This is a genomic window from Streptomyces sp. NPDC051684 (assembly GCF_044453445.1).
In the GTDB taxonomy this organism is placed as follows: domain Bacteria; phylum Actinomycetota; class Actinomycetes; order Streptomycetales; family Streptomycetaceae; genus Streptomyces.
The window spans coordinates 144,868-163,209 of sequence record NZ_JBITCS010000019.1 but is presented as its reverse complement, the minus strand read 5'-3'; the positions used below and the strand labels follow the sequence as shown (position 1 = coordinate 163,209).

Genomic DNA, 18,342 nt, shown 5'->3' with positions numbered 1-18,342 from the left:
CCTCGGGGTGACCGAGTCAGGCCCACGGGGCCTGGTCCCGGTAGGCCACGGGGCCCGGTTCCGGTAGCCCAGGGGCCCCGGTCCACCAGCACACCGGGCCAGCGCACCCCGGAACGTCACGGCGGCGCCCCGCCCGGGTGGGGCAGGGCGCCGGAGGTGCTACGCCGACTTCGGTGCCGCCTGCTGCACGACCTCGAAGGACCACACCGCGGCGCTGCTCGACGCGGGCTTGGGGCGGTCGCCGCCGCCCTGGTGGGCCGACTTCATCGGGCCCTCCATCCACGCCTGGAAGGACTCCTCGTCACGCCAGCGCGTGTAGACGAGGTAGTCGTCGGTCCCTTCGATGGGACGGAGAAGCTCGAACCATTCGAAGCCGTCGGAGTTCTCGACGGCGCCCGCGCGCGATGCGAAGCGCTTCTCCAGGGTTTCCCGCTGCTCGGCAGGGACGGTCAGCACGTTGATCTTGACTACGCTCATGCGTCCATCGTGCCTCAGCGCCCCCTCAGGCCGAATCGCGGCCCGGCCGAGCCGCCCGCCACTCCCGTACCAACTCCTCGATCTCGTCCGGGGTGTACGGCTTCAGACCGAGCGGCGGGCCCGGCGGCGGCTTGAACATCATGTCGCGGATCTTGTCGTTCAGCTCCGTGAGCCTGTCGCGCACGACCCGCTCCGACGGCGCCTTCGCCAGCGCCGCCAGCGTGTCCTCGGCCTCCTTGCGCAGGGCGAGCGAGGGCGGCAGGACGGAGAAGCCCTCGCGGGCCAGCTTTCCCTTGATCCACCAGTTCTCGTCGTACGTGGTGTCGGCCGAGGAATCGAGGGGGCTGCCCGCGCCGGGCAGCGAGGAGAAGTCGCCGCGTCGTTCCGCGTCACGGATCTGCTTGTCGACGAATGACTCGAAGCTGACTCCAGGCGGTTTTCGTTCGGTCATGAAGCAAGTGTCCCAGAGCGGATCGGGGCGCCATAGGCTGCGAGTGACGAAGGCACGACGGTGGTGGGGGGAGCACGGTGCTCGAACTGACCATGGCCACCATGTCCGGTGGCGACGCGGGAGCGACGGCCGCGATGGCGATGGCCGAGGCCCGCAGCGAGCCGGGCGCCGTGCTGCGCGTCGGCCGTGACGCGAGCGTGTGCCGCCTCGTGACCCCGGAGGACTGGCTGTTCGTGTCGCGGGTGCACCTGGAGTTCCGGTGCGGCCCGGACGGCGACTGGGGCCTGTTCTGGCTGCGCGGCTCGCAGGACGACCCGGCCTCCGAGGTACGGGTGCGGTTCGGCCCGCACGGCCGGGGGATGGGACAACCCGTCACGTACGGCGGGGTGGTGACGCTGCCGCGCGGCTCCTCCGGCGAGGTGCTGGTGGCCGACCGGAGCGGACCGCGCAGCGTGAACGTCGGCTTCTGTCACGAACTCACGTAGGCGAGCGCGAACCCGTCGTGCCCCTTCGAGCCCACCGTCTGGATCGCCGTCGCGTCCAGCCGCGGGTGGTCCGCGAGGAACTGGAGCGCGGCGCGGGTGCCGACGACGTCGTCCTCCGTGGCGTCGGGGTTCGTCACGCGGCCGCCGCGCACCACGTTGTCGACGACGATCACGCTGCCCGGGTGCGTCATGCGCAGCGCCCACTCCAGGTAGTGCGGGTTGTTGACCTTGTCCGCGTCGATGAAGACGAGGTCGAAGTCGGCGCTCTCCTCGGCGAGGCGCGGCAGCGAGTCGAGCGCCGCGCCCACCCGGACCTCGACCACCTTCTCCAGGCCCGCGCGGGCGATGTTGGCGCGGGCCACCTCGGCGTGCCGGGCGCTGTACTCCAGGGTGATCAGCGTTCCGTCGGCGGGGAGCGCGCGGGCCAGCCAGATGGTGCTGTAGCCGCCGAGCGTGCCGATCTCCAGGATCCGGCGGGCGCCCTGGACGCGGGCGATCAGGTGCAGCAGCTTCCCGTTGGTGGCCGAGACGTTGATGCCGGGCAGCCCCGCCGCCTCGCTGTCGGCGAGGGCCGCGGCCAGGGCCTCGTCGGCGGGGGCGAGGAGGCCTGCGAGGTAGGCGTCGACGGCGGCGGCGGACTCGGGCCGACCGGTGTGCGGGTGAGTCGTCATGGCCGTCAGCGTAGGCAGGGGGAACGCGAAAGCGGGCGGGGGGGGGGGGGGGGGGGGGGGGGGGGGCGGGGCCCCCCCCCCCCCCCACCCCCCCCGCCCCCGCCGCCCCCCCCGCCCCCCCCCCCCCCCCCCCCCCCCCCCCCGGGGTGGGGGGGGGGGGGGGGGGGGGGGTGGGGGGTGGTGGGTGGTGGGGGGGGGGGGGGGCCGGGCCGGGGGGGGGGGCGGCGCCGGCCCCCCCCCCCCCCCCCCCCCCCCCCCCCCCCCGCCCGCTCGAAGAACTACGCGGAACTACGTGCGCGTCACACCGCAGGCGGCGAGCCCGGCAGCGGCTTGCCCGCCGACTCCTTCATGCGCCACACCGCGATACCGCCGATGACGGCCGCGGCCATCATGTAGTACGCCGGGATCATCAGGTTGCCCGTGGCCGCGATGAGGGAGGCCACGACCAGCGGCGTCGTACCACCGAAGATCGAGACGGACAGGTTGAAGCTGACGGCCAGCGAGCCGTAGCGGACCTTCGTGTCGAACAGGGCGGGCAGCGTCGAGGGCATCGACGAGGTGAACGAGACGAGCAGCAGGCCCAGCGCGGCCAGGCCGAGCGCGATCGCCCACGTGGAGCCCTGCTGGATCAGCAGGATGGCGGGGACGGACAGCGCGAGGAAGCCGGCGCAGCCGATGCCGATCACCCAGCGGTGGCCGAAGCGGTCGTTGGCGAGGCCCATCGGGAGCTGCACGGCCATCATCAGCAGCATCACGCCGATCAGGATCAGCGTGCCGTGCGTGGCGTCGTAGTTCAGCTCCTCGCTGAGGAACGTCGGCATGTAGGAGAGCAGCATGTAGTCGGTCACGTTGAAGACCAGGACCAGCGCGATGCACAGGAACATCGGCTTCGCGTTGCCGACGAACATCTCCTTGAGCTTCGGCTTCGGGAAGGACTTCTCCTTCGCCTCGGCCTCGTCCGCCAGCTTCTTGAACGCCGGGGTCTCCTCGAGCTTCATCCGGACGTAGAGACCGACCAGGCCGATCGGGCCCGCGATCAGGAACGGGATGCGCCAGCCCCAGCTGTAGAGGTCGTCGGTGGCCATCGTCGTCGTGAGCACCGTCGCGAGGGCGGCACCGGCGACGTAACCGGCGTTCGTGCCGAGCTCCAGGAACGAGCCGAAGAAGCCGCGGCGCTTGTCCGGCGCGTACTCGGCGATGAACGTGCACGCGCCGCCGTACTCACCACCGGCCGAGAAGCCCTGCACCATGCGCGCCACGATCAGCAGCACGGGCGCCCAGATGCCGATGGCGCCGTGCGACGGAATCAGGCCGATCGCGAAGGTGCCCGCCGACATCATGATCATGGTGATGGCGAGGACGCGCTGACGGCCGATGCGGTCGCCGAGCGGGCCGAAGAAGGCGCCGCCGAGGGGGCGCACGAGGAAAGCGGCGGCGAAGGTGCCGAGCGTGGACAGGACCTGTGCCGTGCTCGAGGCCGTGGGGAAGAAGACGTGGCCGAGCGTCGCGGTCAGATAGCCGTAGACGCCGAAGTCGAACCACTCCATCGCGTTGCCGAGGGCTGCCGCCTTGACCGCGCGCTTGACCAGCGCGGGGTCGGTGGTGGTGGGCTCGGATGAGGTGAGGTCTCGCGCGGGAGCGGAGGACCTGCCGGTATCGGGGGCGATGGAAGTGGCGCTGGACACGGGTCCTTCGCCTTCCTTTCGTCGGGGACAAGAGCAACGGCCGTTCACGCGGAACGGCCGACGCATCGACCATAGGGGCGCCCGCGCCCGTAACGGGTAGTGTTCAGTTAACTTCTATCCGTGAGGAAATGCCCTCCGGCCTGGGGAAACGTCGAAGCGTTCGCGCGGTGCTGATGCAAATTCTTGTGATCTATGTCGCGGAACCGCACGTGTGAAGGCTGGGACAAAGTGGCCGAAGACACTGCCTATCCGTCAAATCCCGGTGGACAGACAGGTGAAGGAGCAGTTGCCTGCGTCTTACCGGGAGTGCGGTGTATGTCGGTGAACCGGCCGAGTTGAGCGGGAGGTCCGAAAGGCGTGGCGAACGCGGAGCACGGAGGAGTGGCGCCGGGATCCATGGATCCGGTGACGGGGCGGCTCGGCGTGCTGCGCGCCGGCCTGTGGCTGATCGCGGCCGTGCTCGGCGCGCGGCAACTCGTGGCGGTGCTGAGCACTCCCGCGGACGAGCGCCTCACCGACCTGGAGACCTGGATCGGCCCCGAAGGGGTGCTGCACGTCAGCGGATCGCTGTACGACGCGCCGGACCGGTTCACCGGGCCCCCGTTCGCGGGGCTCGTCCTCAAGCCGCTCGCCCGCGCGGCGGAGCAAGCACTCGGCTGGGGCTGGACGTTCGGCTCGCTGGCCCTGGTCGTCGCGCTCGGCGTGGTCGCCGCGCACGCCCTGCCGCGGCCCGTCTCCCGGCGCACCGCCCAGTTCGCGGCGCCCGTCGCGATCAGCCTGCTCATGCTGTCGCTGCCGGTGCGCAACGCCTTCACGCTCGGCCAGACCAGCATCCTGCCGGTCCTGCTCGTGCTGCTCGGCTGCTTCGCCGTGCGCGGGCAGGTGGCGTCCGGCGTGCTGATCGGCGTCGCCGCCGCGCTCCAGCCGACGGTGCTGCTGTTCGCACCGCTCCTCTGGTTCACGGGCCGCAGACGCGCCGCCGCGGCGACGGGGGCCGCCTTCGTCGCGGGCACCGGCGTCGCCTGGCTCGCGATGCCGCAGGACTCGTGGACGTACTGGGTGCATCATGTGGCGGGCACCGGGCTCGCCGCCGATCCGGCGGCCGTCGCCAACCAGTCGCTGCACGGGATGCTGCTGCGGCTGGGCCTCTCCGGGCCGCTGGAGATCGCCCTGTTCCTGGCGCTCGGCGTCGCCGTGACCGTGCTCGGCCTGCGCCGTTCCGTCGCGTACGCGCGCGACGGGCAACTGCTGCTCGCCGTCGCGATCATCGGCTGTGTCGCGGTGGCGGTGTCCCCGACGACCTGGCAGCACCAGCTCCTGTGGGTGCTGCTCGCGGTCGTCGGCCGCGTGGGGGCCAAGACCGCCGACCGGGCGGTGTGGCCGGTCGCCGTCGTCCTGGTGATGACGCTGCCGGCCTCCTCGATCCTGCCGAAGCTGCCGGTGCTCGCGCCGCTGCGGGACAACCTCGTCCTGGTCGCCGTGCTCGCCGCGGCCTGCGCCGTCCCCTTCCTGCGGCGCGCCGATCCGGCCTACGGGGCGGTGCGGCCCACCGTCCATACGGAGCCGGTCCCCGCGCGCTGGGCGTGGGTGCCGCTGCTGCCGGTGTGGCGGCGTGCGCTCGCCCGCCCCAACCTGCTGCTCGAACTGCTGCTCATCCGCGTCGGATACACCGCGTACCAGCAGGTCAGGATCGTCGCGGCGGGCGGCAGGGAGCGGGCCGAACAGCACGGGGCGCAGGTGCACTCACTGGAGAGGTTCCTGCACATCGACATCGAGCACTGGGTGAACCATGCGGTCGTCCCGGTCGGATGGCTGCGCAATTTCTTCGACTTTTACTACACGTCCTTTCACTTTGTGGTGCCGCTGACCGTCCTCGCGGTCCTCTACGCGCGCCGCCCCGCGGACTACCGCTGGGCGCGCGCCTCCCTCGGCTTCGCGACGGTGCTGGCCCTCGTCGGCTTCTGGCTGTACCCGCTCGCGCCGCCGCGCCTGATGCCCACGCTGGGCTTCATCGACACGGTCCACGGCGTGCAGGACTTCTCCAAGCCGGACTACGGGACGCTCACCGCGGTCACCAACCAGTACGCCGCGATGCCGTCGCTGCACTTCGGCTGGTCCCTGTGGTGCGGCGTCGTGATCGTGGCGCTCGCCCCGAGGTGGTGGATGAAGGCGCTGGGCCTTCTCCACCCCTTGTTCACGGTGTCCGCGATCGTGGCGACGGGGAACCATTGGGTGCTCGACGCGGTGGGGGGTGCGGTGGTCGTTGGGGCCGGGTTTGGCCTTACGTATGTGTTGTCGGGGCCGCGGGTCTCTTTGGCGGCGCCGGTGTCGCGGTCGCGGGGCGCTGCCCCTGACCCCGCTGCTCAATCGCCGCAGGGGCTCTAATTGCCCACCCGGGCAGCGGCATTGATTGCCCGCCCGGGAGAGGGGGTCAAGTAGCCACTTGAAGCTCCTTGACGCCGTTCAGCCACGCCGCGCGCAGGCGGCGGGGGTCGCCCGCGAGGCGGAGGTCCGGGACCACGTCGGCCAGGGCGTTGAAGATCAGGTCGATCTCCAGGATCGCCAGGGACTTGCCGAGGCAGAAGTGCGGGCCGCCGCCGCCGAAGCCGAGGTGCGGGTTCGGGTCGCGGGTGATGTCGAAGGCGTCCGGGTTCTCGAAGACCTCCGGGTCGTGGTTGGCGGAGGAGTAGAAGAGGCCGACCCGGTCGCCCGCCTTGATCTTCTGGCCGCCCAGCTCGGTGTCCTGGGTGGCGGTGCGCTGGAAGGAGACGACCGGGGTCGCCCAGCGCACGATCTCCTCGGCCGTGGTGCTCGGGCGCTCCCTCTTGTAGTGCTCCCACTGGTCGGGGTGGGTGAGGAAGGCGTGCATGCCGTGGGTGATGGCGTTGCGGGTCGTCTCGTTGCCGGCGACGGCGAGCAGGATCACGAAGAAGCCGAACTCGTCGGAGGACAGGTTGCCCTCGTCCTCGGCCGCGACCAGTTGGGTCACGATGTCCTTGGCCGGGCACTTCTTGCGGTCGGCCGCGAGGTTCATCGCGTAGCCGACGATCTCCATGGCGGCCTCGGCGCCGATCTCCTCGGTGATCGCGTACTCCGGGTCGTCGTACGCCACCATCTTGTTGGACCAGTCGAAGACCTTGGCGCGGTCCTTCTGCTCGATGCCGATGAGCTCGGCGATGGCTTGCAGCGGCAGTTCGACGGCGACGTTGGTGACGAAGTCGAACGCGCCGTCGGGGCCCGCCTGTTGGACGGCCGTGGCGACGATGTCGCGGGCGCGGTTCCTGAGCTTCTCCTCCAGGGACCGGATGGCGCGCGGCGTGAACCCGCGCTGCACTATCTGGCGTACCCGGGTGTGCTCGGGCGGGTCCATGTTGAGCATGATCATCTTCTGTACGTCGATCTGGTCGCGCTCGATCGAGGAGTTGAAGCGGATCACGGCGGTGTTGGTGTTGGACGAGTAGATCTCCGGGTGGGTGGAGACGTATTTGACGTCCGCGTGGCGGGTCACGGCCCAGTAGCCGGCGTCGTCGAAGCCGGAGATGCCGTGTTCCTGCGGGATCCAGCGGACCGGTTCGGCCTGCCGAAGCTGGGCGAACTCCGGGTATGGCACGCGGTTTTGGAGGAGATCGGGGTCGGTGAAGTCGAACCCGTCGGGCAGCGCGGGGCACGGCATGGAGTCACTCCCGTGGTGGTCTGACGCTCCGTCAGTTGTGGCTGTGAAGGTAATAACGGGTTCTAGAAGTAGCAAGGCCCCCGGTCGTGTCGGTTCGGTGCGTTGTGCGTGCACGCCCCTTGCGTACCGGGGGTAAGGCCCATGAGACTGCAAGCAGAACTGGTACGCGTTCTAGTTTCGTGTGTACGAGGTCCGCGAAGTCTGTCCAGTTCTGGTCGTGCTGGTCCGGGAATCCTGGAGAGGACGTAGGTCATGGCAGCCGAGCCCGTCATCGTCGAAGCCGTACGCACCCCGATCGGCAAGCGCGGCGGCGCGCTGGCCAATCTGCATCCCGCCTATCTGCTGGGCGAGACCTATCGCGAACTCCTCGGCCGTACCGGCATTCAGCCGGACTGCGTCGAGCAGATCGTGGGCGGCACGGTCACGCACGCGGGCGAGCAGTCCATGAACCCGGCGCGCACGGCGTGGCTCACGATGGGGCTGCCGTACGAGACGGCGGCGACGACGGTCGACTGTCAGTGCGGTTCGTCGCAGCAGGCCTCGCACATGACGGCCAACATGATCGCGGCGGGCGTCATCGACGTGGGGATCAGCTGCGGTGTCGAGGCGATGTCGCGGGTGCCGCTGGGGTCCGGGTCCAAGCACGGGCCGGGGAAGCCGTTCCCCGAGGAGTGGAACGTGGATCTGCCGAACCAGTTCGAGGCGGCCGAACGCATCGCACGCAGGCGGGAGTTGACGCGGGAGAACGTGGACTCGCTCGGGCTGATTTCCCAGGAGCGGGCCGCCACCGCGTGGGCCGAGGAGCGGTTCAAACGCGAGACGTTCGCGGTGCAGGTGCCCACCACGGAGGAGGAGCAGGCCGCGGGGCACGGCATGTGGCGGCTCGTCGACCGGGACGAGGGGCTGCGCGACACGAGCATGGAGGGCCTCGCGAAGCTGAAGCCGGTGATGCCGACGGCCGTGCACACGGCGGGCAACTCCTCGCAGATCTCCGACGGGGCGTCCGCGATCATGTGGGCGTCGAAGCGGATGGCGCGGGCGCTGAAGCTGAGGCCGAGGGCGCGGATCGTGGCGCAGGCGCTGGTCGGTGCGGACCCGCACTATCACCTGGACGGGCCGGTGGACGCGACGCGGGCGGTGCTCGGCAAGGCGGGGATGACCTTGAAGGACATCGACGTCGTCGAGATCAACGAGGCGTTCGCTTCGGTGGTGTTGAGCTGGACGCAGGTCTTCGAGCAGGACCTGGAGAAGGTCAACGTGAACGGCGGCGCGATCGCCCTCGGTCACCCCGTGGGGGCGACGGGGGCGCGTCTGATCACGTCGGCGCTGCACGAACTGGAGCGCCGCGACAAGGAGTTCGCGCTCATCACGATGTGCGCGGGTGGCGCGCTGTCGACCGGCACGATCATCCAGCGCTTGTAGGCCGGGTGGGCAAATCGAGCCCCTGGTACGGGTGAGCGAAATAAGCCCCTGCGGCGATTGGGCAGCGGCGTCCGGGGCGGAGCCTCGAGACGTCGCCCACGGCGCCGCCTGCTCAATCGCCGCAGGGGCTTGATCGGCCCGCCGCTCAGGGGCCGGGGAGGGCTTGAACGCGCAGCGCTCAGGTGTCACGGGGGGGGGCTTGGGGGCGCCCCCTTCATGGGGGGGCAAAAGGTCCACCCCTCAAGCGCCGGAAGGGCTTGAGGGGCGGGGCGTTGCTGCGAGTGGGTGGCGGGTCGAACGCCGGAGGCGATCAGTACCAACCGTTGGACTGCCAGTGGCTCCACGCGCCGCAGGCGCTGCCGTAGCGGTCGTTCATGCACTTGACGCCCCAGTCGATCTGGGTCTCGGGGTTCGTCTTCCAGTCGGAGCCGGACGACGCCATCTTGTTGGCCGGGAGCGCCTGGACCAGGCCGTACGCACCGGTGGAGGCGTTCGTCGCGTTCGGGTTCCAGCCGCTCTCGTGGGACACGATCTTGTCGAAGCAGCTGAACTCGGCCGAGTTCGAGATCTTCTGCTGGGCGATGGCCTTCGCCGAACCCGACGTCGACGCGGCCTGGGCCGGAGCCGATGCGAAGAGGAAACCGGTCGTGGCGGCGGCGAGCGTGACGCCGGCGAGGGCCTTCTTCGGAGTGGCGATGCGGCGCAGGAGCGTGGCGGTCAAAACGGAACCTTCCGTGGGAGGCAGGGGGGTGCAGGGCTTGGTGCCTTGCGGTTGCTCCACAGAAACAAAGACCGGGGGTCGTAAGCAATGTCAGCTTTTACTAAGGAAGGTCGGATGTGGCGATGATGTACCTAAATGTCCGTTGTGGGGTCAAGGGGGGGGCGCGGTGCGGGACTACGGTCCCGCTTAGTAGGTGACGTGGGTCATGTGCGTGGCCTCACGCCCGCGGGCCGTCGAATGTGACCTGCGCCTCGAAGGCGGCCCGCCGCGTGGCCCGGCGCAGTGCCTTGAGGACGGCGCCGCCGACGACCAGCGTCAGGACGACGGTGAGCGCGGCGCGCCCCAGGTCCCAGCCGAGCGAGGTGGCCGCGCAGTAGGCGAGGAAGCGCGCCAGGTTCTCGTGCAGCGCCGCATCCGGCTGGTACGCCACCGAGGAGGCCAGCGCGTTCATGAACGGCCAGCCCGCGAGATTCATGATCGTGCCGTACGCGAACGCGGCCAGGAAACCGTAGGCGGCGAGCATGACGCGCTCGGCGCGGCCGCGCAGCGACCAGGCGCCCGGCAGCAGCCCCGCGCCCATCGTGAACCAGCCCATCGACAGCATCTGGAACGGCATCCAGGGCCCTACACCCCCGGTCAGCAGGGCCGAGGTGAACATGCTGAGGGAGCCCAGGACGAAGCCGAAGCCGGGACCGAGGACCCGGCCGCTCAGGACCATCAGGAAGAACATCGGCTCCAGGCCGGCCGTCCCCGCCCCGATGGGCCGCAGCGCCGCCCCCGCGGCGGCCAGCACCCCGAGCATCGCCACCGCCTTGGGGCCCATCCCGGACTCCGAGATCGTGGCCGCGACCACGGCGACCAGCAGCACGAGCAGCGCCGCGAACAGCCAGGGCGCGTCCGCCGCGTGCGCGTTCACCTCGGACCCCGGGCCGGTGATCAGCGGCCAGCCGATGCCGACCACGCCCACGGCGCTGACCAGAAGCAGCGCGGCGATGGAGCGGGGGCCGAGGCGTACGGGGTTCGCGCGGCCCGCGGCGGTCGGCGGCTTCGTGGTCGTCGCCGTCATGCCAGGGCCTCCCGTACCTCGGAGACCGTGAGCCAGCGCTGTGGCGCCAGGATCTTCGCGACCTGCGGGGCGAAGGACGGGGATGACGTGACGATGTCGGGGGTGGGGCCGTCCGCCACGATCTCGCCGTCCGCGAGGATCGCCACGCGGTGGGTCAGCTCCGCGGCCAGTTCCACGTCGTGCGTCGCCATGACGATGGCGTGGCCCTCGGCCGCGAGATTCCGCAGGATCGCGACGAGGCGGGACTTGGCCGCGTAGTCGAGGCCGCGGGTCGGCTCGTCGAGCAGGAGCAGCGGCGGGGCCGCCGTCAGCACGATGGCCAGGGCCAGCGTGAGGCGCTGGCCCTCCGAGAGGTCGCGGGGGTGGGTGTCGTCGGCGATCCCGGGGAGCAGGTCGTGCAGGAGGGAGCGGCAGGTGCCCGGCGTGGCGTGCGCGTCCTTGTCCGCCGCGGTGCACTCCGCTGCCACCGTGTCCGCGCAGAGCAGGTCGCGGGGTTCCTGGGGGACCAGGCCGACCTTGCGGATGAGGTCGCGGGGGGTCGTCTTGTGCGGGGTGGCTCCGCCGACCGTGACCGTGCCGGAGGTGGGCTGGAGCAGGCCGACCAGGGCCGAGAGGAGGGTGGATTTGCCGGCGCCGTTGCGGCCCATCAGGGCGAGCACCTCGCCGGTGGTGACCTGGAGGTTGATGTGGCGGAGGGCTTCGATGCGGCCCCTTCTGATGGCCAGGTTCTTCGTTGCGGCCAAGGTGGTTGACGTCTCGGGGCTCTGCCCCGGGCCCCGCTGCTCAATCGCCGCAGGGGCTTCAAGTACAGCCAGCCGTTCCTTGAGGGGGCCCGCCGCTCTCCTCGCGTTCCGGACCGTCAGTGGCAAGGGGTCCCAGCCCGCCAAGCGGCCCAGGCCCACCACCGGTGGGTACACCGGGGATGTCGCCATGATGTCCGCCGGGGCGCCCACCCGGAGGGGCTCGCCCGGGGCCGGGAGCAGGGCGACCTGGTCCGCGTACTGGATGACCCGTTCGAGGCGGTGTTCCGCCATCAGGACCGTCGTGCCCAGGTCGTGGACCAGGCGTTGCAGGACCGAGAGGACCTCCTCCGCGGCCGCCGGGTCGAGGGCCGACGTCGGTTCGTCGAGGACGAGGACCTGGGGGTGCGGGGTGAGGACGGAGCCGATCGCGACGCGCTGCTGCTGGCCGCCGGAGAGGGTGGAGATCGGGCGGTCGCGCAGGTCCGCGAGGCCGAGGAGGTCGAGGGTCTCCTCCACGCGGCGCCGCATGACCGGCGGGGTCAGGCCCAACGACTCCATGCCGTACGCGAGTTCGTCCTCGACCGTGTCCGTCACGAAGTGCGCGAGCGGGTCCTGGCCCACCGTGCCGACGACGTCGGCGAGTTCGCGCGGCTTGTGCGTACGGGTGTCGCGGCCCGCCACCGTGACCCGCCCGGCCAGCGTGCCCCCGGTGAAGTGCGGGACGAGCCCGCTCACCGCGCCCAGCAGGGTCGACTTGCCGACCCCGGAGGGACCCGCGAGGAGCATCAACTCGCCCTCGGGCACGTGGAGGTGGATGCCGTGGGCGGTGGGGTCGGGCGCGCCGTCGTAGGTCACGGAGACGTTCTCGAAGCGGATCATGACGACGCCTCCGTCGGCTTGTCGGGAACGGGTGCGAGGAAGGCCGGGAGCAGGCCGAGCAGGATGCCGGCCGCGGGCCACAGCGGCAGCTCCGGTGCCGCGAGCGGGACCACCGGGGGTTGCAGCGCCGCGGGGTCCCGTGCACCGGCCCAGATCATCGTCGCCGCGGCCGTCGCCCCGGACGCCGCGACCAGCCAGGCCCGAACGCCCCACACATCGGGCCGGTAGCGGGTGCGCACCGTGCGACGCCCGCCGAGCCACAGCCCGCCGAGCGCGGCGGCGACCCCCGCGAGCAGCACCGGAAGCCCGTACCCGGAGCCGGAGGCCGCCAGCAGCCCGTACGTTCCCGCGCACACCCCGATCAGGCCGCCCAGCGTGAGCGCGGCCGTGGCGCGGCGGACGGCGGGCGGCACCTCGGCGGTGCGGCCGTAGCCGCGCGCGTCCATGGCGGCGGCGAGTGCGACCGAGCGTTCCAGCGCGCCCTCCAGAACCGGGAGGCCGACCTGGAGCAGTCCGCGCAGGCCGCTGTCCGGGCGGCCGCGCAGCCGCCTGGCCGCCCGCAGCCTGCGGACGTCCGCGACCAGGTTCGGGGCGAACGTCATCGCCACGACGACCGCGACCCCGGCCTCGTACAGCGCGCCCGGCAGCGACTTGAGCAGCCGGGACGGGGAGGCGAGCGCGTTCGCCGCGCCCACGCAGATGAGGAGAGTGGCCAGTTTCAGGCCGTCGTAGAGCGCGAAGACGAGGCCTTCGAGGGTGACCGGGCCGCCGATCCGGACGCCCTGCGCCCAGTCCGGCAGCGGGACTTCGGGGAGGGTGAACAGGAGGTGGGTGCCCGGGATCGCCGAGCCCAGCAGCGTCGCGAAGACCAACCGGATGCCGAGCACCGCCAGCGCCAGCTTCACGAACGCCCCGTACGAACGCGCCCACGGCGCCTCGGTGCGGCGCGCCGCCACCACGTATCCGGCGACGCCGATCAGCAGCGCGAGCAGCAGGGGATTCGTGGTGCGGGACGCGGCCGTGCCGAGGCCGAGCGCCCAGATCCACCAGGCGCCCGGGTGCAGCGCGTTGGAGCGGTGCGCCCGCGGGGCGCGCAGCGTACGACCGGACATCGGGGTCAGCCGCGGCGGCGTCGGGCCTGCACACCCGCCGCGACACCGAGCACCACGACGACGGCGACGCCCGCGATGAGGCCGACCGAGGGGCCGGAGTCCTCCTTCTCGGCGGGCTGCGCGGACGCCTTGTCGGTCTTCTTGCCGGACACCTGCTCGCCGCAGCCCGACTTCGGGTAGCCCGAGATCGCGCACAGCATCGCGCTGCTGTCGTAGCGCAGCGGCTTCGCGACGGAGGCGAGCGCGTCGGCGCTCGTCGCGTCCTTCGCGACCTGCGCGCACGCGGTGCGCGGCTTCGGCGGGGTCTCGCCCGACGGGGCGTCGGCCCCCGTGCCGAAGTCGACGACGAGCGCGATCCGCTTCGTGCCGTCCTTGGCGGGCCTATCGGAACAGATCGAGTCGAAGTCCGCCGCGCCGCGCGGCTGCTTCGCGTCCTTCGAGTCCGCGCTCACCGCGAACCGGAAGCCCTGCACGTCCCCGTCCGCCGGCTTGGCCTGCGAGGGGCCCGCCGTCGCGTACGTCCACGCCTGCTTGCCGTCCCGCTCCCAGAACGACCAGTACCGGTACCCGGCCGCCTGCGCGGGGGTGACGGTCATGGCGAGGAGCGCGCCGAGCAGCGCGAGGACGAGCCCGCCGAGCCCGGCCGACCTGCGCGCGGTCACGGCTGCTGCTTCTTGCGGCCGCTGAGCAGGAAACCGGCGCCCACGGCGGCGATGAACATCACGCCGATGATCCACCAGTTGGCGCCGCCACCGCCGTCGTCCTTTTTCTCGTCCGAGTCCGCGGCGGAGTCCGAGGACTTCGCGGAGGCGGGCTCCGGGCCCGTCTCGTTGAGCGCGCTCACCAGGTCCGTCCCGCCGAAGTCGCGCGGGTCGTTGCCGGTGGCGTGCGCGGCGAAGATCAGCTCGGCGTAGGCGGCGGGCCCGGTCTGCGCGGCCCAGCCCTTCGCGTTCTTCTCCAGCCAGGTGTACGAGTCCTTGGTGGCCTTGATGCCCTCGGCCGCGGCGACGGCGGTGACCGCGTCGGCGGTGTTGCCGTAGTCGGGCTGGTCGGTGGAGCCGGCCAGCTGGGACTTCAGATAGAGGTGGGTGTCGAGCTGGTTCTGGAGGTGGACGGCGCCGTTGTGCGCGATGTCCTGCGCGCTCTTGCCGTCCTTGCAGGTGTACGCGTCCGGGGCCGTGCCCTTGCCGGGCGCGAAGCCGGTGCCGAGGGCGCCGAGCACGCCCGCCGCGGTGGCGTCGGCGTTCGCGGCGAGCCTGCCCTTCTTGTCGGGCTGGTAGGCGAGGGCGCCGCCGTCCTTGCCCTTGGAACAGGGGAGGGCGAGCGAGGCGAGGGCGTCGGTGCCGGTCTTCCCCTTGGACGACGTCACCTCGGCCGGCTTCTCGCCCGCCGCGGCGAGCGCGCCGATGACGACGGACGTGGAGTTCGCGTCGCTGTCCATGCCGAGGCTGTAGCCCCAGCCGCCGTCGGCGTTCTGGTTCTTCTTCAGCAGGGCGACGCCCGAGGCGACCTCGCCGTCCCGGCCGCCGACCGCGGCGAGCGCCTGGACGGCGGCCGCGGTGGCGTTGCTGTCGATCTTGGCCTTCTTGTCGCAGGCCTTGCCCGGCTCGGCGCGGAAGGCGGCGAAGCCGCCGTTCTCGCACTGCTGCCCGGCCAGCCAGTCGACGGCCTTCTTCGCGGGCTTCACGCCCACCGTGTCCTGCGCGACGAGCGCGAGGGACTGCCGCCAGACTCCGTCGTACGTGGGGTCGCCCTTGCCGTACAGGCCCGACGGGACGACCGTCTTCGGCGAGGGGGAGGCACTGTCCGCGCTCGCGGCCTGCGCGCCCATGGCGCCGATCGTGACGGTCGCGGCGACGAGCGCGGCGCTGCGGCGAATGTTCATGGTGGGGCGGATGCCTCTCCCTGCGGGGAGCGGGGCGGCGCGGCACACGGAGGTACCGGGCGGCTCCGGCTCCGCGTACGTTCTGACGACGTCTTTACTGTACCCGGCGCCGGTGTTGCGGCCTCGGGGCTCCGCCCCGGACCCCGCTGCTCAATCGCCGCAGGGGCTTGACAAGCCGAGCCACATCAAGCCCCGCCGGCGATTGAGGCGCGGGGTCCGGGGCGGAGCCCCGAGGCGTCAGCGGACGTCGACCGGACCGTCGTCGCCCCCGCGCTGAGCGCCCACATAGCGCTCCACGGCCGAGCCGACCCCGTCCGGTCCCTCGCCGGAGAGGTTCTTGCGGACCGAGTCCAGGATGGTGAGGCCCTGGCCCACCAGACCCGCCGCGATCTCACCCAGGCCGTCCGCGCCGTTCAGGACGTTGACGTTCGCCCCCGCGAGGCCCGCCGAGGCCTCCTTCACGATCTGCGGGAGCTGGTCGATGAGCATGCGGTCGAGGGCGACCCGGTCGTACGACGCCGCCGCCTCCGCCTGGATCTTCATCCGCTCGGCCTCGGCGAGGGCCAGGACGCGGATGCGCTCTGCGTCGGCCTGCGCCGGCTTGACGATCTCCGACACCAGCTGCTTCTCCCGCAACTCGGCCTGCCGCAGGGCCAGTGCCGTCTGCGCCGCGAGGACCTCCTGCTGGGCGTGGGCGAGCGCGAGCGGGCCCGCCTGGTCGGCCTGCGCCTTGGCCCGGTCGACCTCGGCGTTGTACTCGGCCTGCACGACCGCGGTCTCCCGCGCGTACTCGGCCTGCTTGCGCGTCGCCGCCTGCTCGGCCTCCGCCGCGGCCTGCGTGGCCTGCGCCTGCGCGATCTGCGCCTGCCGCTGGATGGCTGCCTTGTGCGGGCGCGACATCGCCTCGATGTAGCCGGTCTGGCCGTCGTCGATGGACTGGATCTGCAGCGAGTCGACGTGCAGGCCGATCTTCGCCATCTCGGCCTTCGAGGTGTCGAGCACCTCGGTGGCGAGCTTCTGGCGCTCGGTCACGATCTCCTCGACCGTCATCGAGCCGATGATCGAGCGCAGGTGACCGGCGAAGATCCGCCCCGTGAGGACCGACATCTGGTCCTGGTCGGAGAGGAAGCGCTGACCGGCGTTGACGATCGACTCATGGTCGTTGCCGACCTTGAAGGCGATGACCGCGCGCACGGTCAGGGCGATGCCCTGCTTGGTCACGCACTTCTCGACGACCTCCGCCTCGCTCATCGCGAGCGACAGGAAGCGGGTCTTGCGGAACACGGGGAGCACGAACTTCCCGTGCCCGGTGACGACGCGGAACGGCGCTCCCCCAAGCCCCCGCCTGCCGCCCGAGATCAGCATCGCCTCGTCGGGTGCGGGAACGCGATATCCGAACATGCCTGTACGTCTCCTTAGCGGGCGTCGCCCTCGCCACCGGAGAGAAGTGGGTCGGACCAGGCCATGACCGCGACCTGCCGGCTCCCGCGGGACTCGATCACGAGCACGGTGGCGCCCCGCTCCAGGGGCTCGTCCGAGTACGCGAGAAAGGTCTCGGTCCCGCCCCTGATCCGCACCAACACCTCACCCGGACCGCCGGCTCCACGCGTGCCGATGACCAGCTTCCCCGTTCGGCCGACCACTGCCTCGTCCGGCGTCATCGGCGGGCGCCCCCTTGTCGTTCCAGCTCGTGAGAGCTCTTGGGGGCCGAAGATACGCCTCTGCGGGCGCACCTTCGATGAAGGCACGGCAAAGATCCTCCGGAGGTGCGGGCCCTTGTTCACCGGCGCCGGTGTTGTGGTCGCGGGGCGCTGCCCCGGACCCCGCTGCTCAATCGCCGCAGGGGCTTGATTGGTACGTCACTGGAACACTGTCCGGGACCTGTTCCACCCGGCCGGTTTTCTGCAGCCGTCGCAGGTGGGCCTCCGCCTCCGACACCGCGATCGTCCGTGACCCGTACGGGATTTGGGCCCACGGGCGGTTCCACTCCATGCGCTCGGCGAGCTGCCACGGGGTGAGGGGCGAGGCGAGGAGCGTGAGCAGGCCGGTGAGGCGTTCCTCGTGGTGGTCGAGCAACTCCCGTACGCGCGCGGGGGCGTCGGTGAAGGGGTGCTGGTGTGCGGGGAGGATCTCCGCCGGGTCGAGCCGCCCCACCCGTTCCAGCGAGTCGAGGTAGTCGCCGAGCGGGTCCGTGACGGTGGCGTCGTCCGGGTCCTCGTACAGGCCGATGTGCGGGGTGATGCCGGGCAGCATGTGGTCGCCGGAGAACAGGCGGCCGTTGCCCGCGCGGCCCGAGGGGTGTTCCTCCTCCAGGTGCAGGCATACGTGGCCGGGGGTGTGGCCCGGCGTCCAGATCGCGCGCAGCCTGCGGCCCGGCAGGTCGAGGAGGTCGCCGGGGGTGATGGTGCGGTCCGGCAACGCGGGCGCGAAGCCCGGCAGTTCACGCGGTTTGCCCGAGTCGCGGGCCGCGATCAGCGGCGCGATGTGCTCCTCGGGCGCACCGGCCGCGATCAGCTTCGCCACCATGTACGCGTACCAGCGTTCCGGCTTGTTCTCGCGGGTGCGGCGGACCACCGCGACGTCCGCCTCGTGCATCGCGATCCAGGCCCCGGACGCCTCCCGCACCTTCGCCGACAGGCCGTGGTGGTCCGGGTGGTGATGGGTGATCAGGACGCCGGTCAGTTCCTCGACGCTCGTGCCGCAGGCGGTCAGGCCGGAGGTCAGCGCGTCCCAGGAGGTGGGGTCGTCCCAGCCCGTGTCGATGAGGACGGGGCCCGCGTCGGTGTCGACCAGGTGGACGAGGGTGTAGCCGAGCGGGTTGTCGGGGATCGGCACGCGCATGCTGTGCACGCCCCCGCTGTGGTCGGTCACCTGCGTCGCCTCTGTCATCGGTCGCCTTCCGCCGCTCCAGCCGAACTGCCGTACCCGAACTGCGGCCACTGTACGGGAACTTGTAGAACTTGTTTCAATGGTCGCCTGAGCGCACGACCTTCAGCGCGGTCTTCAGGGGCACACCGCCCTTCCGGATCGCAACTAGAACTGGTATCAGTTCTGAAACACCGTCAGAAATGT

Annotated in this window: 17 protein-coding genes; 3 read left to right on the top strand and 14 right to left on the bottom strand. The window is 71.4% G+C overall.

Annotated elements, in window-relative coordinates; translation table 11 throughout:
* Positions 1-159 precede the first annotated feature (159 nt).
* Together ACIA8D_RS23680 and ACIA8D_RS23675 are read right to left on the bottom strand one after the other, a co-directional pair.
* Entirely contained in the window at positions 160-477 is a 318-nt protein-coding gene (locus ACIA8D_RS23680; RefSeq protein WP_399235149.1) for an antibiotic biosynthesis monooxygenase family protein, read from the bottom strand.
* A gap of 25 nt (positions 478-502) precedes the next feature.
* Positions 503-928: a DUF1992 domain-containing protein gene (locus ACIA8D_RS23675; RefSeq protein WP_399235148.1), complete on the bottom strand. Its 426-nt coding sequence runs from the start codon at positions 926-928 to the stop codon at positions 503-505.
* A gap of 77 nt (positions 929-1,005) precedes the next feature.
* On the opposite strand from ACIA8D_RS23675, the gene ACIA8D_RS23670 reads away from it, so the two are divergent.
* Positions 1,006-1,413, top strand: a complete 408-nt coding sequence (locus tag ACIA8D_RS23670) for a hypothetical protein (protein ID WP_399235146.1) — start codon at positions 1,006-1,008, stop codon at positions 1,411-1,413.
* On the opposite strand, the gene ACIA8D_RS23665 is transcribed toward ACIA8D_RS23670, so the two are convergent.
* On the bottom strand, positions 1,398-2,084 hold the full coding sequence (locus tag ACIA8D_RS23665; RefSeq protein ID WP_399235144.1) for an O-methyltransferase: 687 nt from the start codon (positions 2,082-2,084) through the stop codon (positions 1,398-1,400). The genes ACIA8D_RS23670 and ACIA8D_RS23665 overlap by 16 nt on opposite strands.
* A 299-nt stretch (positions 2,085-2,383) precedes the next feature.
* The gene (locus ACIA8D_RS23660; RefSeq protein WP_399235141.1) at positions 2,384-3,769 is read right to left on the bottom strand and encodes an MFS transporter; all 1,386 of its coding nucleotides are present in this window, start codon (positions 3,767-3,769) and stop codon (positions 2,384-2,386) included.
* A 357-nt stretch (positions 3,770-4,126) separates the two neighbouring features.
* Here ACIA8D_RS23660 and ACIA8D_RS23655 point away from each other — a divergent pair, with 357 nt between their 5' ends.
* The gene (locus ACIA8D_RS23655; RefSeq protein WP_399235139.1) at positions 4,127-6,154 is read left to right on the top strand and encodes a bifunctional glycosyltransferase 87/phosphatase PAP2 family protein; all 2,028 of its coding nucleotides are present in this window, start codon (positions 4,127-4,129) and stop codon (positions 6,152-6,154) included.
* 46 nt (positions 6,155-6,200) lie between these two features.
* Here ACIA8D_RS23655 and ACIA8D_RS23650 read toward each other — a convergent pair whose 3' ends face one another.
* Positions 6,201-7,442 carry a cytochrome P450 gene (locus ACIA8D_RS23650; RefSeq protein ID WP_399235137.1) on the bottom strand — a complete coding sequence of 414 codons (1,242 nt, stop codon included), beginning with the start codon at positions 7,440-7,442 and terminating at the stop codon, positions 6,201-6,203.
* Positions 7,443-7,694: 252 nt separating this feature from the next.
* On the opposite strand from ACIA8D_RS23650, the gene ACIA8D_RS23645 reads away from it, so the two are divergent.
* Positions 7,695-8,864, top strand: coding sequence for a steroid 3-ketoacyl-CoA thiolase (locus tag ACIA8D_RS23645; RefSeq protein WP_399235135.1), 1,170 nt, complete (start codon positions 7,695-7,697; stop codon positions 8,862-8,864).
* Positions 8,865-9,174: 310 nt separating this feature from the next.
* On the opposite strand, the gene ACIA8D_RS23640 is transcribed toward ACIA8D_RS23645, so the two are convergent.
* The 9 genes from ACIA8D_RS23640 to ACIA8D_RS23600 form a co-directional block, all read right to left on the bottom strand.
* Positions 9,175-9,585: a transglycosylase SLT domain-containing protein gene (locus tag ACIA8D_RS23640; RefSeq protein WP_399235134.1), complete on the bottom strand. Its 411-nt coding sequence runs from the start codon at positions 9,583-9,585 to the stop codon at positions 9,175-9,177.
* Between the two features lie 217 nt (positions 9,586-9,802).
* On the bottom strand, positions 9,803-10,651 hold the full coding sequence (locus ACIA8D_RS23635; protein WP_399235133.1) for an ECF transporter S component: 849 nt from the start codon (positions 10,649-10,651) through the stop codon (positions 9,803-9,805).
* Complete coding sequence (locus ACIA8D_RS23630) at positions 10,648-12,273, bottom strand: ABC transporter ATP-binding protein (RefSeq protein ID WP_399235131.1); 1,626 nt, start codon at positions 12,271-12,273, stop codon at positions 10,648-10,650. Before ACIA8D_RS23630 ends, ACIA8D_RS23635 begins: the two co-directional genes overlap by 4 nt.
* Complete coding sequence (locus ACIA8D_RS23625) at positions 12,270-13,385, bottom strand: energy-coupling factor transporter transmembrane component T (RefSeq protein ID WP_399235129.1); 1,116 nt, start codon at positions 13,383-13,385, stop codon at positions 12,270-12,272. Before ACIA8D_RS23625 ends, ACIA8D_RS23630 begins: the two co-directional genes overlap by 4 nt.
* Positions 13,386-13,390: 5 nt before the next feature.
* Positions 13,391-13,981, bottom strand: a complete 591-nt coding sequence (locus tag ACIA8D_RS23620) for an SCO2322 family protein (RefSeq protein ID WP_399235196.1) — start codon at positions 13,979-13,981, stop codon at positions 13,391-13,393.
* A gap of 62 nt (positions 13,982-14,043) precedes the next feature.
* Positions 14,044-15,270 (bottom strand): prenyltransferase/squalene oxidase repeat-containing protein, encoded by a 1,227-nt coding sequence (locus ACIA8D_RS23615; protein WP_399235127.1) that lies wholly within the window; start codon positions 15,268-15,270, stop codon positions 14,044-14,046.
* A 237-nt stretch (positions 15,271-15,507) separates the two neighbouring features.
* Positions 15,508-16,671, bottom strand: a complete 1,164-nt coding sequence (locus ACIA8D_RS23610) for a flotillin family protein (RefSeq protein ID WP_399235125.1) — start codon at positions 16,669-16,671, stop codon at positions 15,508-15,510.
* 14 nt (positions 16,672-16,685) lie between these two features.
* Entirely contained in the window at positions 16,686-16,931 is a 246-nt protein-coding gene (locus ACIA8D_RS23605) for a hypothetical protein (RefSeq protein ID WP_399235124.1), read from the bottom strand.
* Positions 16,932-17,100: 169 nt separating this feature from the next.
* Positions 17,101-18,159 (bottom strand): MBL fold metallo-hydrolase, encoded by a 1,059-nt coding sequence (locus ACIA8D_RS23600; RefSeq protein ID WP_399235122.1) that lies wholly within the window; start codon positions 18,157-18,159, stop codon positions 17,101-17,103.
* Positions 18,160-18,342 lie beyond the last annotated feature (183 nt).